This window comes from Alteromonas sp. R7, assembly GCF_055755235.1.
This window is the reverse complement of sequence record NZ_JBVTQX010000005.1, coordinates 97,033-112,478: the sequence shown is the minus strand read 5'-3', so window position 1 is coordinate 112,478 and position 15,446 is coordinate 97,033. Positions and strand designations below refer to the sequence as shown.

Genomic DNA, 15,446 nt, shown 5'->3' with positions numbered 1-15,446 from the left:
CCAACGAGGCGATTCATCGGCCAATTGAGACTAAAAATATTGGCCGATGAAAGCGCCGCGGTTTCGCTTCGCCACCGCCTGCATAAATGCACTGAAGCGCTGTGCGTTTCCATTACTTCGGCTAAAGCCTACGCCGTGTATACGAATAACAGGCTGTCCATTGGCACCTTGGTTAGCTTGGGTAATCTGACTTACAATCTGATCTAAATTCGGCCTTTGATAATCATCACCAAACACGTAAAGACTCACGCGCCCTTTGGTGTTTTTATACAGCTTGATGGCTTTAAGGATCCCCGCTTCAGGCTGACTCGCCCCTCCTTTAAAGCTCTTCATTTGGCTCATTGCGGTGTCTCTCATTGTTTGTCTGTCATCTAGCCATTGCCCAGCTCTACTGGAAAACATAAAGCTTCCGTCAGCAGACATAATCTGAAAACCTTTCATTTTAGGATGGTTTTTTAAAATGTCGTTTACGACGGTGATCACGCGATTCCAACCACTGCCAGAGGACATGGAACCCGAGTTATCGATAGCAAAAATAACGTACTCAGCATCGGTGGGAATTCCACCAACATCGTCGTCAGGGGTATCTGTCGGGTTCGGCGTATTTAACATAGCGGTTGCTTGGCGTATTTCGTTACGCAGCGACGAAGCTTTGTCTTTCAGTTGATTAATGGTTTGTTGTGCGCGTGGTATCGATGAGTCTAAATTGTCTTTCTGTTCCGTGACGGAAGCGGTTTTGCTTTGTGCTGCTTTCAGTTCTTGTAGCTTATCTGACAGTGCGCCTTTGAGCGTTTCCACATCAACTTGAGCCTGTAATACCTGGTCAATAAGAACACTTACGTTACTAGGGCCGCGCTCGGTGTCTTCAGTGCCGTTTTTCGCCAGAAGCACCAGCATGACTACGGCGCCGAAAGCACAGGAAATTATGTCGAGAAAGGCAATGTTAAATACCTCAACGGGGGCTCGTTGAATTTTTCGCATTAAGGCCACTCCGGAGCAGGTGATAGGAAAGTGCCGCTTGTTGCGCGGGTCCATTCCCAGTACATAGGTGAAGCAAAAGGATCGCCCTCAATGGGCAGCAAAATCACATTGTAATGCACGCCTTTCTTAGCGCGCTTAACGGTTTCAACAAATAAGGTCTTACGGCAATCTGATGAAATTGACTTTTTACTACTAATGAAGCTTTTGCAGCTCATAGGTAGTCCGTCACCCAAGGTAGGAAGGCCATCGGTGACAATATACACATCGGTGATGTTTGGGTTAGCCTTAAATAAAATGCTTAAACCTTCTTGAAGGTTTGTTCCTCCATTGGGGACGACGGCACCGAGGTCTTTAACTATGGCGTTCATCGAGCCGCTGACTTTGGCACTATTTACATCACGAAGGCCTAGTGTGGTAGCGGTGTCTGAAAAAGTCACTACGGTGACTCTTGATTCTAAAGGGACACGCGCGAGCATCCATTGGGCTACCCGTTTGGTGCGTATCCACTTCGGCGTAGAGACCTTCTGGCTATCACTCAACGCTAACTTGCCTAAAATATCCACCAAGTTATCGCCCATCATTGACGCACTTTTGTCAATTAGCAGACCTATTTCCGGGCCTTCTATTTTCATGCCAGTGATGTAATTCTGTTCGCCGGTACCTTGCATTTGAATGTTGGCTGACTTTTCTACTTCTTTAGACAATGCGGCTAGCTGGTTTTCAAGATCAGCCACTACTGCCATTTCAGTAGACATATCTTGCAGTAGTTTTGACTGGTCTTGCGTTGTATCTGCTTGCGCTTGCTGAGCATCGTCTTGCTTCGCTGACTCAAGGGCAATTTTATCGTTTAATTCGTCAATCGACTTTTTGAGTTTTTGTTGTTCTTGCTCTGCGGCGGCGAGTTCCTGCTCTAATTTTTCTTTCTCTTCAGTTGGTGTAGGTGTAAACGCTTTAAAGTCGACCAGAATGAAAATAAGAATAACCGCGCCAAGGCCACAGGCCATAACGTCTAAAAACGCCAGGTTAAATCCGTCTTCGGCTTTACGCACTTTAGGCATTACTGTCTCGCCTAATTAGTTGTGAAGGTGTGACAGAAGGTGGTGTTCACAAGACTCTTGTGTGCGAATTACCATAGTGTCTTGGCGACCATTTAACAGGTGCATTAACAACATTAGTATAAGCGATATAAAAAGCGCGACGAGCGTAGAGTTGAACGCAACGCCCAGCGAAGCCGTCATTCCCGCTATATCACCATCTAGGGCTGCGTCTGCTTGCGCAAGGGCTGCGCCAATACCGCGAACAGTGCCAACGAAACCAATCGAAGGAATAGCCCAGATTATGTAGCGAATCACGTTATTACCACTTTCAAGCTGGGCAGCAATATTTTCTACCGAAGCGTGGATTGCATCGGCAGCATGCTGCACGTTCTGTGTGTTTTTAAAGCGTCTAATGCAGTTTATCCACGTGCTGTATGCGGGGGTGTCGCTATAAGATGAAGACGAAAGCTCATCTAACGCTTTATCTACATTTAGTGGCGTATCTTTGTTGTGCTCAGGCAGTAAGTCTCGTGAGTAAATCTCTTCTTCATCCAGCAGCTTCCAAAGTTTGTAAACCATTAGGAAAATGCAAAACAGCATCAGCGAGATACAAACCTGTTGCTCGATATCTTTAAGAATAACCCAGAAAGAGGATAGGGACGCTGTGCCAGCCGTTGCCATGACTTTTTCGGCTGCGGGGCGAATGACACCGGCAAATAGGAAATGTACCAAGGCAAATATAAATAGAAAGACCCCGCCACTTACAAGAAAGCTGGGGTTCATTGACAACGTATTCTCTTTATTCATCATCATTCCTTGATAGTTAAATGTTAGTTGGAAAGTCTTGCGGCGAATCTAACGATACAAAGTACGCACTTGCGGTGCCCGCAATGGCCAACAATACTGCAGCAATGATCAGTTTCTTTTTCATATTAATTCTCGTATCTCGCTATGCGAAAGCCTATATCGTCAGCAGGTTCAGTCTCACCGCTGCGCACGCTTGCGCGAATATTTTTAAGCCGACCCGTTTGAAACGACGCGCCTTTTACTACGTGTTTACCTTGTCCAACAGGGCCTAGGTAGTCGGCAAAAGTACCAGACTGGTTTGATGGTGAATTCTGGTAAACATCGTGGACCCACTCACGCACATTGCCATCTAAATCGTAGAATCCACCACGTTCAGCTTTGAACGAACCAACAGGGGCTTTGTCGACAAATCCGTCATCGTAGTCTTTTAAAATGAAGGTCTGTTTCCCACTTAGCGACGCATCAGCGAAGTTACCTTGCTTATCGCGAAGCCTAAACTGATTACCCCAAACAAAGATTGTTGGTGATGCTCGGCGATTCATTTTTGCAACGAATTCCCACTCGGCTTCCGTAGGTAAACGATAGCCTTTCGAGGTTTTATCAATACCCGTTACTCTGCCATTTTGAACAACATAAAACGGTGTTAAACCTTCCTTCTCGCTTAGCCAATTTGTAAACGCAACCGCATCACTCCACGAAACACTCGTGATCGGTAGCTTGCTGCTAGCGCCTTTCCCTGCGAACGCGGCGAACTGCGCCTGAGTAATCTCGTGATTAGACATCCAGAATTTACGCGAAAAAGATACGTCTCTTTGTGTTTCATTGCGCTGGCGATCCTTTTCGTTTGCAGGAGAGCCCATAGTGAAGGCTTTGGGTGTAACAAGCGAAAGTTGAATACCCAGTGTATTTGCAAAAAGCGGCTTACCTTCACGCCGTCTTGCTTCAAACTCTGTAAGCATATCAGCGTGTACTTTCACCGGCTTGTTTGCACTAGGTGTAATAGTCTTGGTAACACTGCGATATCCTTCACGTTCGAATGTTACTGTGTGCGGTAAAGCTTGAAGCGTTAAATTAAGCGGCGTTTGACCTTTAGATGAACCGTCGATGAAAACTTTTGCACTTAACGACGCGCTTATATTCACTTGTCCTCGCTCTTCTTGAAGGTTGAACGTAAGCGCTTTGTTCTCGCCGGGAGCTAGCGTGATCCGCTGGCTTTGTGAAATAAATCCGGTTTTTTCATACTTGACGATATGTGGCGTATTCGCATCCACACGAGATCTTGTATCAGTCGGTTTATTATTTACTGTCAGTACGCCGCCCTGAGGGTCTGTCGAAACTGTTATCTGTGCTTGAAGGGGTTGAAGGTTATAGTTTCTTGTCGGGTTAGGGCGTTGGCTAGTGACTTCAATGGTGTCTTCCAATGGCTCTAGCCCTGACTTCGTCACGACAATTTCGTACTTACCGCCATTCATATTAATAGAAAGTGGCGTGACACCCATATCTTTACCGTCAAGGGAGACATTGGCACCAGAAGGGCTTGAGTTTATGCTAATTGCGCCCTTAACTGGAGAAAGTGAAATAACTTGTTCAATTTCCTGCGCGATATCTGCATCAAATTGGATCTCACCCGTTTCATAATGCGGATGACTGGCGCTTGCTCTGTAGCTGCCCTTTTTTAATTCCGTTACGTAGGTTCTCGATACCGCTACTTTCTCAGCGTTTAAATGCCAGGTTATTTCACTCAACGAAGGGGAGGTTGATAGAGTGATTTTTGCGGGTAAAGGAACGAGCGTAACATTAATAGTGCTTGGCGAGTTGTCGTTAATAACAACCGTGGCGTCTTGATATTTTGGGGCCGAAACCTGGACTTCAGCATGGCTACCAAACACGTAAAGCTTGTCACTAATGAACATCGCACTACCACTTAAAACAGCAAATTGCGGATTTTGTGCTGCACGTTCTGGGGAAACTGCAAAGGCATAACCTTTGGTAAGAAACAGCCAGCCAAAATAAACAACGAGAACGGCGGCCAGTCCTATTAATGAAGCTATAGCAACGCCTTTTCTTCGCTTCTTTCCTTTGGCTATGGCGTCATCAATACTGCTCACTAGATAGGTCCTTATACTTTTTCAGTACATACAACATGTACTGATAGGTTGGTGTCTGACGGTGAAACTACAATCTCTTGAATGGTTGAGCGATAACCCTCGCGGCTCCCTTCAATGCGATATGTACCAGGTTTCAGCTGAATGGTTTTTGTTTTTACTTCCCCCACGAGGCCTACTCCAAGTACCTTAATATAGGTATCGTTATCCGACGTTATTGTTACGGAACGGGGCTGATTGATATTGTCGATCACTTGCTCAAGTGAAGATATTTGGGCACGAAGTTTTGCGCTTTTTTCTGCATGTGAACCTGCTCGCGCAATGTCTTTAAGGGCTAGATTTCTGACGTTGTTATCCGATAAACGCTCTGGCCGCCTTTGGTAAGCGCTCAAGCTTTTTTCTGCATCGAGTATGGCTTCGGCATTTTGCTTTGCCTCAAGTAAAGCAGGGCTGGCTGGAAAGCTAGCGAGGCCTTTATTAGCTAGCAGCTTTACGGTTTGCCATTCATCTGCGCTGACAAACAAGGCGACTTGATTTTCAATTTTCTGCTGCTCTTGTGAAGCAATTAAAGACGCGAGCTTTTTACTAATGGTGGCAAGCTCACTGCTTGAAGCTTTTAGGCTCTTGGCGTCATTTAGGAATTCTGCGGCAGCAGGGAAGTCACCTTGCTCAATAGCTCGATTTGCCTGAGCTAGCAGCGTATCAAATCGGCTGTCTTGCAATTGCCGGTTAATAGCATCAAGTGCTTGCTGTGCGTCCTTACGGGCAGGATCTAACTGTACTATTTTTGCGTACGCTTCGCGCTGTTTGCTGATGTTGTTTTCGACCTTACCAATGCGTGCCTGCTCGTAGGCGTCTTGCACCTCGTCAAATACATCAATGCGTTGCTGCAAAATGTTCGCTTTTTCGAAATCAGGGTTTATCGTTAACGACGTTTTGTTTAGGTTAAACGCGCTTGAAATATTCCCGTTATTGAAGGCAAGGAGGGCGTCTTCATAAGGTTGAGTGTAGGCGTTTTCGTAGTCAGTATTTATTGTGTCAACTGAGCTCTTTATATCATCCAGTGCATTCATAACTGCGCTGTAGTTGGACGCGCTATATTCATTAAACGCGCTATTCAACTTGCGCTCAACTTCACTCGCTTTTTCTAGGAACATCTGGGAGTGTGAAACGCGACTAACCAAGTCGTTTACACTTTGTTTTGACTCGCTAAGCGCCATTTGAAGGGCTTTTCGTTCTTCTTCATTAACTTCCACAACGGGTGTAGCTTTTGCGGTTTGCGGTACTGCTGTTGTGTCATCCGTGGCGTCCGTAACGTTCGATGTGACAGTAGGCATATATGAGATAAGGAGCACGCCTGCGACGCCTATCAACATGACCAGTGAAAAACCGAGCAGTGACTTTTTTATGAGTGCCTTTTTCTTTGCTCTGCTTTGCTCTATTTGTTGCTCAACGCTTGGCATGCGTAACCCTTTACTCTCTAACTTAACAATAGAATAGATATCTTATTTAATGGTTTTGATAACACCAACGACTGGGCTTATAGCGCAGTCATTGGTGTGGATTCCATGTCATAGATATCTTTAAGGCGAGCGCGAAGCTGGTAGTATTGTTCGCTTGCTGTGCCTTGAAGCTCAATTCGTTGATTGTCTATTTCAACAATTTGATCGGCTACCTGAATATCAAGGTTTTGACCCATTTCATCGAATAGATCCCGTTGGGCGTGAAGCTCTTTGTTAGTTTTGATTGCTTCGCTCAGTGTACCAATTGCGGCAATACCAGCACCTGCAGCGGCTACTTGACCAGCCGTTGAGCTAGAGTTAGAGCCTAAAAGCACTGACGCGACTGCGAATAACCCTGCCGTGACTTGTTGTGTGGTGCGCTCTGCTTCAAGTTCTCTGATTTTCTTGGCTTCAGGAAGTGTCTCTTTCTGGTACTTACGGTATGGCTCTTCAGTGGTTACCCAAAAAGAATCATAGGTTTCTTGAAGGCTATCTATAAATTGTTCATCTTTTGCCTGTATGGCGCGCACGCGACGAAGCATTGGATCGCTATCTGAAGGCGCACTTACTAGCTCAATCTCACCTCTTCTGCCTTGAGTAAGGTATTGGCTAAACGACTCAGGGCTATACATTTGTGCGTAGCGCAGGTCTGACACCATTTGCACTTCTTGCTTGTAGGCATCGGATTTCTTTATAAGCAAATCATAAACGAATTTTGCAATTTGCTCGAAAACTGGGCCGTTAGGGTTTTCGCCGCGAGACATGGCATCGCGATACCAGCCTTCACTTACGCGGTATTCAAATTCTTCTTCACCCCACACTGTGTTTTTAGCGTCCATCACTTTCACGCCAATTTCTACAGTTTCGGTATCTGAGTAATTAATTTTGCCCAGCACGTAAACATCGGCAAGTGCAGAAGCATCTGGCGTTACGTTAATACTGCCGAAAGATTTGGTTTCACCTAGGGCTTCTTTCGTCGCTATCGCAAAGCGGTTAGCTTCTAAGCGACGCACTTGAGGCCAAATCCCTTCCTCTTCTATTTCATCGTAATCGATAGTGCCATCACGTTCTGTTGGAAAGCCCGGGTCAAATACAGGTATGGCAACATCCATGTAAATTTCGGAGTTGTAGTTGTAGGTGTTTTTTTGTGCGCCTAACGCCTGACCGCCTCCTGGGCCTACCATAGATGGTCCTACACTGGTGACATTAGTCTGCGTTGAGCCACATCCGCTCAAGAGTATAAACGATGCTGTTGCCACCACGGTAAACAGGGCCTTGGGTTTAAATGAAGACATATCCTTTCCTTCCTCTGATTTTTTATTTACAACCGTATTGCTCTTTTAATGCTTGGAAATGCGCCTTTTCAGACTCAGTTGTTGCTCCTTGCAAGCCGGCAATTACGGCGTCACATACCGCTGAACTTCCACCTTTCGCTTGTCCTCCAACAGACTGTTTTGAAGGATCTGAACTTGAAGTGGTTGTTTGTGTATTCGTCGATGATTCTTGAGACTCAGTGCTGCTTTGTGAGCTAGACTGCCCAGCGCCTGCCCCCGAAGATGATGTGCTCGAGGTATTACCCGCACCAGCGCCTTGCCCGGCACCTTGACCCGCCGCGCTAGCTACGCTTTGTGCGCTCGATTGTGCCGCTGCATTCATGCATTCTTCGCTTTGGTTTAGTGCGCCAAATAAGGAGTCGTCTAACGCTTGTATTTTTTCCGCTTCTGTCATCGTAGATAGGTCTTGTTCGCCAAAATCGAGAACGGCGCAATCTTGATAATAGGTAGGGGCTTCGCTCGTTTGAGCGCCAGCTGAAGCAAAAATGAGTGCGTTAAGCAGTAATGCTAGTGGCAAATAATACTGCATGGCGAATAAGTCCTTTTAATCTGATTTGGGGTGGTTCATATATTACCCTCCATCCTTACAGCAGTTATACCACTCTTTTACTTAAGACTAAACTCAGTTTTAAACATGCACAGGTAAGTTTTCATATTCAGAAAATAAAAAGCCGACGAAACAGGAAGCTTTCGTCGGCTTTAGCGTTGGGTTAATTAAGGCCTACTAGTTTATGTTATTGGTTACTACAGGCCTTTGGACGCAGAATTAATGCTCCCAATGATAGTGGTGCGCTTTCGCTTCTACATCATCTGCCGTTTGTTGCGGCATAAAGGTGGCATTGTCTTGCTCAAAGAAAAACGGTTTACGTTTTTTCTTACTGCCCACTTCGTTCATGGTGGCCGACTCATATACGCGTCCATTTAGTACAGTGTATTCTACGAATTCACTCTTTCTAATGTCGCTTAATACGTCGCCATCAATCACAACTAGGTCAGCAAGTTTACCTTTTTCGATACTGCCAAGATCTTTGCCCATACCTAGGTGTTTCGCGCCATCAATAGTACCGCCGCGTAGCGCTTCCCAAGGCGTGAAGCCGCCTTGTTCCATGATCCACAGCTCCCAGTGAGCAGCTAAGCCTTCACGCTGTCCGTGAGCACCAATATGTACACTGACCCCATTATCTCGGAGCTCTTTGGCGTAGCTTGCTACGTTTTGGTGGTTGTACTGATTTTCTGGCGCAGTAGGTCTGCGGATCGCACGGCTATCTAGAATAGTCGACGGCGTATAACGAAGAAGACGCGGGTTCTTCCACACTTCAGTTTTGTCGTACCAGTACTCTTCACCCATCATGCCGCCGTACGACACAACAAAGGTCGGCGTATAGCCAAACTCAGTGGCTTTCCACAGTTGAGTGACGTCGCTGTAGCCTTTTTCCACAGGAATGCTGTGCTCAAGACCCGTATGGCCATCTACCAACATAGTCAGATTCTGCTGAAGCTTACCGCCTCCTTCAGGCACTACCATCATCTCTTGATTTTTTGCTGCCCACAGCACTTGCTGACGCTGGTCACGACGCGGCTGATTGTAGCTTTTCACTGAAATAGCACCGGCTTCTTTCAAGCGCTCTACGTGGAAATAGGCATCTTCATAATTGTTGATAATCGCTTTGTAACCTAGTCCTTCTGCACCGTATAAAATCGTGCCGGTGGAGTAGATACGTGGTGCAACAATATCGCCTTTACGCTGTAATTCTGCCGCAGCAAAAATTTCTGTCGTGTCGTTTGAAGGATCATGAATGGTTGTTACGCCGAACGACACATTCGAGTACTGACTCCAGTTTTGCTGAGGAATAATCTCATTGCGGCCCTGCGAGCCGTGAGCGTGCGCATCAACAAGCCCTGGGATAATGGTTTTCCCCGTGGTGTCTATTTTCATTGCATCATCAGGAATGGTCACATCACCACGTTTACCCACTGCTTCAATGCGGTTGTCTTTAATCAGCACAACGCCATCTTCGATCACCTCTTGGGTGTTGTCGGCATCGCGCATGGTTACCACTTTACCGCCAACCAAAGCTTTGTAACCAGATGGCTTGTCAGCTTTAGTGGTAAACGACAAATCCATACCTTCAGCTACCGGCTCAGGCAGCGTTTCCCTTGCGCCATCAACAAAGGCAAAGGCTTCATCGAGTGAACGGCTAAATAGCGTAGGGCCGTTAAACCAGCTAAGGGTTCTATTGTCAGGCGACCACGTTAAGTATTCACCTGCACGGCTTGAGAGCTGCGTTACCGGCAGTGAGGTCATGTTCGGGCCTATGGTGATGCGCTTGCCATTTTCGACAAACGGCGCCACGTACGTTTTGAACTGGTAAACAAACGCAACCCATTTCTTATCGTGTGAAAGTTTGTACTCACTTACTTTATCTGCACCGTAAAGGTGAGTTCGCTTGTCGTTACCCTTAAGGTTAACGCTTGAAAGCTGGGTTTCGTAGTAAGCTTCGCCGCCCGCTGATTCGGTGAAATACACTCGGTCGTCGTTACCCGCGAAATGCGCGTTGTAGCCGCCCTCAGAGACTTTTTCTACGGTGTCTTCTTCAAGATCTGCTACGTAAATTCCTGGCTCAACCGAGTATTTGGGGTCTAATAAGTAGCCGCCCGTAAACTTGCGGAAGACGACTTTCTCGCCATCGGCAGAGAACGACGGCTCAATGTAGTGACCTGGCTGCTGGGTAATAACCTTTCCTTTCCCGCCACGAGCAGAAACCACGCGAACGGTGCCTAGGTCTTGGTCATTCCATGTCGTATAAACAATCGACTTTCCGTCGTTAGAGAAGCGCGGATAGTATTCGTCATGGTCGTTTTGTTTCGTTAAACGCTTAATTTTGCCAGATTTAACGTCGCGTACATAAAGTTTACCTAACGCTTGGAAGAGTACGGATTTACCGTTGGGCGACATTTGAGACCAGCGGATCATGCGAACGTCAAATTCATCAGGTGCGACATCTACGTCAAAGCGTAACGCATCGGCAAATTTCACCGTGCCTTCAACGGTCACGTCCATGGTGCTGGTGGTTTTATCTTTCACGTTGATAGTGTGGAACTTACCGCCTGTCCAATATACGATTTCGCTGCTGTCTGGCATCCAGTCGAAGTAGGCAAAGTAACCTTCCGAACCAAAGCCTTCCTGCATATCTCGCTCTAGTTCTAACGTCAGTGGTGTTTCTACACCTGTCTTGATGTCTTTAATGAAAAGCGCGGTTCTATCTTTAACGCGACGCACAAAAGCGATGTATTTACCGTCAGGTGAAGGCGTAGGAACCACAGCGCCGCCCGTACCGCTAATATAGCGGCTCTCTTCGCCGGTTTCGCGGTCGTAGCGAGTGATAGCAAAAATGCCTTCTAATGGGTCGCGGTTATATTCAAAGCGGGCGCCCGGAACCGTATTTTCGGTAAAGTAAATATACTTGCCGTCATGAGAGAATACAGGGTCAGCAATGTTTTGTTGGTCGCGCTTTCCGCTGTTACGAGCTTTAATTTGTAGGCCGTCACCACCTGATTTGTGGTACATCCAAATCTCGCCCGCAGGAATACTACGGCTAGACATGATGCCTTTGGTTACCACTAGGTATTCGCCGTCTGGGCTCCATTTAGGAGAGTGGATAAGATTGCTTTTCTCTTTGGTTACCTGACGAAGATTACTACCGTCAATTTCCATAACCCATACGTTACTTAACCCATCTTTATCCGAGATAAATGCGATCTGTTTACCGTCTGGAGAAATTGAAGGGTGAATATTCCATGCGAAGTCTTGGGTCAGCGGGGTCGCATCGCCACCACTCATGCTCACTTTGTACAAGTCACCCAGCATGTCAAAAACCATAAACTCGCCGTTTGGTGCAACGTCTAAGCTAGACCACGTGGTTTCGTTTGTTTTGATAGTGACTTCGTTTAATGCATAAGGTGGGTTGCTGACTTCCCACGTTTCAAGCTCGGATTCTGTTTTTTCTTCACTGTCGTTTTGGGCGTATAAAGTAGGTGCGACGCCCAAGCCCAGGGCGCTTACTAGCGTGATGGCCAGTAAACTTTTCTTTGTCGTTATCATAATTGTGTTTCCAACCGCTTGTTATTTATTTTCTGTCTACATCAGAGTACATGACTTAACATGAAGATACGTACTCTTGAATTGTAAAACTAAGGTTAATCTTACTGCAAAGTAGGATAGATTCATTTAGCTTATGCGATTGTAAGCACGATTTTAGCGTTTAACTTTCATTGACCAATTTTCGAGAATCGTTACTATTCGCGTTTATTTCGCAATTTGTGAGCGCTGTTTTGAAACTTTGGGTACGACGACTGCACCTTCTATTAGCGCTGGTATGTGGGTTATTTATTATTTGCCTTAGCATCACCGGTGCATTGCTAGTTTATGCAAAAGATATCCAAACCTTTGTCCAACCAGAGAAGTGGACCATAGAATCTCACGAATCGCCCTTACCCCTTTCTTACATAGTGAATGCGCTGGAAGACGAGACGGGTCAGAAAGTCGAGCTTTTAATGCCCGAGTCAGACCCTGAACTCGCTTGGCAAGGGAAGCTCAACAATGGCGAATACGTAAGCGTAAACCCCAACTCTGCCGAAATACTTCATAGATACGATTATTACAGCACGTTTTATGGGTTCACCATGGCTATCCATCGATGGCTGTTGTATCAAGATGGTGACAACGAAAGGCCACTTAGAAATTGGGTGTCTGTTAGTGCCTTAGTTCTACTTCTTGAAGTAATTGTGGGTTTTTACCTTTGGGTAAAGCCAAAAAATAGAATAAAACGCCTTGCGATTAAACGCCGCGCCAAGTTTCGAATTCTCATGTATCAACTTCATACAGTGCTGGGCGTTTATTTGGCTATACCACTAATACTCATCGCTTTTAGTGGCATGGCGTTTAATTGGAAAAGCGCTACGCAGCAGGTGGTGGAAACCGTTACTTTTTCAAAAGTTGAGAAAAGGCCAGTACCTGAACCGTTATCCCACGATGCTAGTAGTGCTTCAGTGGCTATCGATACATCTTATCAAAACGCCTTAGCGGTGTTTCCCAATGCGTCACTATTTCGCATTTACTTCCCAAAAAATTCAGGCGAACACATAGGTTTCAGAATGCAAAACCCCGGCGAGTCTCACGCCTACAGCTGGGTTTGGACAAACCCTCAAAATGGAGAAATAACGGGTTATTACGATGCATCAAAAGCGAATGTAGCGACGCAGGTTTGGAACTTCAAATACAAGTTTCACATTGGTGATTTCGCGGGCCCATTGCTTGAATTTATCTGGTTATTAATCGCATTACTCCCTGCGTTTTTTACGATAACAGGGTTTTACTTTTGGTATAAACGCTACTTTAGATAATGAGAATAATTTTCATTATCTTTACATTGTTCTTCTACACCTTTAGTATAACGCGCCTTTCGTAACCTTATTTTCTTAAAAGAGTTTTCATGTTTAGACCATCGCTTACGCTCATTGCCTTAGCCGTTAGTGCGCCTTCTTTTGCTAATGATGCCCTAAAGGATATGGAACGTATTATCGTTTCTGGAAGCCGTGTTATTGAAAGTATTGATGAAGTACCAGCGTCAATCACCGTTATTTCAAGAAAGCAGATTGAAGATCACCTGAAGGTAAATCCCGAGTTACAGAGCTTGTTAGCGCAGATGGTGCCGGGCTTAGCTCCAGATACAGGTAGTTCGAGCAATACTGGCCAGTCTTTGCGCGGACGTGCTCCGCTTGTGATGATTGACGGTGTGCCTCAGTCCACGCCGCTTAGAAATGGCTCGTTAGGTGTGAAAACGATTGACCCTAGCGCGCTTGCTAGAATTGAGGTAATTAAGGGCGCTACGTCTGTTTATGGCAATGGAGCGTCAGGCGGTATTATCAACTACATTACCAAACAAGCAACAGCGCAAGACACGCATGAGGGCCAAGTGAGTTTGTCTTCACGTTTTAGCGCAGTGAAGCTTGAAGAGTCAGCCGGTGCGCGTATTTCAGCTGCGATTAACGGCAAGGTGGAGAATTTCGATTACCTTGTTACCGCCAGTTACGAGGAAAACGGCGTTCAGCGCGATGCAGAAGGCGACATCTTAGGTTTGCAGTACGGCCTGTCAGACGCTGAAACACAGAACTACTTTACCAAATTTGGTTACGATTTCGATCAAGAGAAACGCCTTCAATTTAGCTACAACTACTTTAGCTCTCAACAAAAAACTGATTTGGGAGATGTTCCCGGAGACATCAACGAAGGCGTGAAAACCTACGCTATTCACGTACCTGAAGCGTTGCAAAAACGCGGGAAACCTCAGGGGCCTGACGGAAATGAGAACATCACCCTGAAATACACAGACAGCAATATCTTTGCAAACAGTGAAATGACGCTTGATGTGTACTCGCAAGATATTGAGAACGTATTCTTCTTTTCGCCTAACTTAGCTAACCCCGATGAAGGCTACGACGGCGGCCAGTCTATTATTCGCTCTGAAAAGCGCGGCGCTCGCGCGACGTTTAATACTGCCATTGATTTCGATGGCGTAGAAGCCACGTTTATCTATGGTATCGACGCGCTAAAAGACACTACCTCACAGCCGCTGGTTGATGGGCGCGTGTGGGTACCTGAAATGGAAATGGACAGCTTAGCTGGCTTTTTACAAACAAAGTGGGTAATTCACTACGACCTTATTGTAAAGGCAGGTGTGAGAAGGGAAAGTATCGATTTATCGGTTGATGACTACGAAACACTGAAGCTGTGTCGCTCTGAAACTCAATGCTCTGTTCCTCTTCAAGTTAAGGGGGACACTATAGATTACGACGCAACCACTTATAACATTGCGATAAAGTATAACTGGAGCGACAGCTTTAGCCCGTTCTTCAATTATTCGCAAGGTTCAGATATCGCTGACATTGGCCGCCTACTGCGCGCTGCAACGGTAGATGATATTGGTCTTATTCAAACGGAGGCTTCTATCATCGATAACTACGAAGTGGGCTTCACCTCTCTTTTCGACCAAGTACGCCTTGAAGTTGCGGCTTACAGAAGTACATCTGAACTCGGTACGACCAATAGTTTCAACGAGGTGACAGGTGTGTATGAGCCTGTTCGCGCACCGCAGGAAATTTGGGGTTATGAAGGCTTAGTAGACTATCGAATCTCTGAAACGCTCAATGTGATAGCCACATATAGTTACGTTGAAGGGAAAAATACCGAAGCTGATGTGTACCTTGGCTCTCGCCAAATTAGTCCACCCAAAGCAACGGCAAACGTAAACTGGAAGCCATCAGACACTTTATCGTTAACAGTTAGCTATCTGTATGTGGGTGATCGTAAACGCTTCTCGCCAAATGCTGACGGCGACTATGTGGGCGATCAAGGACCTATATCGAGCTATAATATTGTTAACCTAAGTGGACAGTACCAGTTCGCTGAAAACTGGAACGCGTTTATGGGTGTCGAAAACCTGTTTAACAGCGACTACTATCCTGCGCGCGCTCAGTCATACACCTACGGTGGCTACAATATTAAAGGATTAGGCACCACAGCAACCCTTGGTGTGACTTACTCTTTCTAACCAATAGCACCTCGTCTAATTGTGGCGAGGTGCCTTCTCTTTTTCATCACTTTCAGTGATGCTTGTCTAT

At 46.0% G+C, this 15,446-nt stretch carries 10 protein-coding genes; 2 read left to right on the top strand and 8 right to left on the bottom strand.

What is annotated here, in order from left to right; translation table 11 throughout:
- Positions 1–30 precede the first annotated feature (30 nt).
- From AC0J2X_RS09760 to AC0J2X_RS09725, 8 genes are all read right to left on the bottom strand, one after another.
- Positions 31–981, bottom strand: a complete 951-nt coding sequence (locus AC0J2X_RS09760; protein ID WP_014950959.1) for a VWA domain-containing protein — start codon at positions 979–981, stop codon at positions 31–33.
- Positions 981–2,039, bottom strand: a complete 1,059-nt coding sequence (locus AC0J2X_RS09755; protein ID WP_014950958.1) for a VWA domain-containing protein — start codon at positions 2,037–2,039, stop codon at positions 981–983. Before AC0J2X_RS09755 ends, AC0J2X_RS09760 begins: the two co-directional genes overlap by 1 nt.
- Positions 2,040–2,054: 15 nt before the next feature.
- Positions 2,055–2,825: a MotA/TolQ/ExbB proton channel family protein gene (locus tag AC0J2X_RS09750; protein WP_014977564.1), complete on the bottom strand. Its 771-nt coding sequence runs from the start codon at positions 2,823–2,825 to the stop codon at positions 2,055–2,057.
- Between the two features lie 125 nt (positions 2,826–2,950).
- On the bottom strand, positions 2,951–4,933 hold the full coding sequence (locus tag AC0J2X_RS09745; protein ID WP_472995997.1) for an SUMF1/EgtB/PvdO family nonheme iron enzyme: 1,983 nt from the start codon (positions 4,931–4,933) through the stop codon (positions 2,951–2,953).
- A gap of 11 nt (positions 4,934–4,944) precedes the next feature.
- Positions 4,945–6,393, bottom strand: a complete 1,449-nt coding sequence (locus tag AC0J2X_RS09740) for a tetratricopeptide repeat protein (RefSeq protein WP_472995996.1) — start codon at positions 6,391–6,393, stop codon at positions 4,945–4,947.
- 77 nt (positions 6,394–6,470) lie between these two features.
- A complete protein-coding gene (locus AC0J2X_RS09735) occupies positions 6,471–7,727 on the bottom strand; it encodes a hypothetical protein (protein ID WP_014950954.1) in 1,257 nt (418 codons plus the stop codon).
- A 22-nt stretch (positions 7,728–7,749) separates the two neighbouring features.
- Positions 7,750–8,295, bottom strand: a complete 546-nt coding sequence (locus AC0J2X_RS09730) for a hypothetical protein (protein WP_014980467.1) — start codon at positions 8,293–8,295, stop codon at positions 7,750–7,752.
- 237 nt (positions 8,296–8,532) lie between these two features.
- Positions 8,533–11,868, bottom strand: coding sequence for an amidohydrolase family protein (locus AC0J2X_RS09725; RefSeq protein ID WP_472995995.1), 3,336 nt, complete (start codon positions 11,866–11,868; stop codon positions 8,533–8,535).
- A 170-nt stretch (positions 11,869–12,038) separates the two neighbouring features.
- Between AC0J2X_RS09725 and AC0J2X_RS09720 the strand changes: the two genes are divergently transcribed.
- Together AC0J2X_RS09720 and AC0J2X_RS09715 are read left to right on the top strand one after the other, a co-directional pair.
- A complete protein-coding gene (locus AC0J2X_RS09720; protein ID WP_472995994.1) occupies positions 12,039–13,169 on the top strand; it encodes a PepSY-associated TM helix domain-containing protein in 1,131 nt (376 codons plus the stop codon).
- An 89-nt stretch (positions 13,170–13,258) separates the two neighbouring features.
- Entirely contained in the window at positions 13,259–15,376 is a 2,118-nt protein-coding gene (locus tag AC0J2X_RS09715) for a TonB-dependent receptor (protein ID WP_472995993.1), read from the top strand.
- Positions 15,377–15,446: the final 70 nt, after the last annotated feature.

Coding starts and splice junctions, on each gene's coding strand:
- AC0J2X_RS09760 (WP_014950959.1), bottom strand. CDS start 981: ATGCGAAAAATTCAACGAGCCCCCGTTGAGGTATTTAACATTGCCTTT.
- AC0J2X_RS09755 (WP_014950958.1), bottom strand. CDS start 2,039: ATGCCTAAAGTGCGTAAAGCCGAAGACGGATTTAACCTGGCGTTTTTA.
- AC0J2X_RS09750 (WP_014977564.1), bottom strand. CDS start 2,825: ATGAATAAAGAGAATACGTTGTCAATGAACCCCAGCTTTCTTGTAAGT.
- AC0J2X_RS09740 (WP_472995996.1), bottom strand. CDS start 6,393: ATGCCAAGCGTTGAGCAACAAATAGAGCAAAGCAGAGCAAAGAAAAAG.
- AC0J2X_RS09735 (WP_014950954.1), bottom strand. CDS start 7,727: ATGTCTTCATTTAAACCCAAGGCCCTGTTTACCGTGGTGGCAACAGCA.
- AC0J2X_RS09730 (WP_014980467.1), bottom strand. CDS start 8,295: ATGCAGTATTATTTGCCACTAGCATTACTGCTTAACGCACTCATTTTT.
- AC0J2X_RS09725 (WP_472995995.1), bottom strand. CDS start 11,868: ATGATAACGACAAAGAAAAGTTTACTGGCCATCACGCTAGTAAGCGCC.
- AC0J2X_RS09715 (WP_472995993.1), top strand. CDS start 13,259: ATGTTTAGACCATCGCTTACGCTCATTGCCTTAGCCGTTAGTGCGCCT.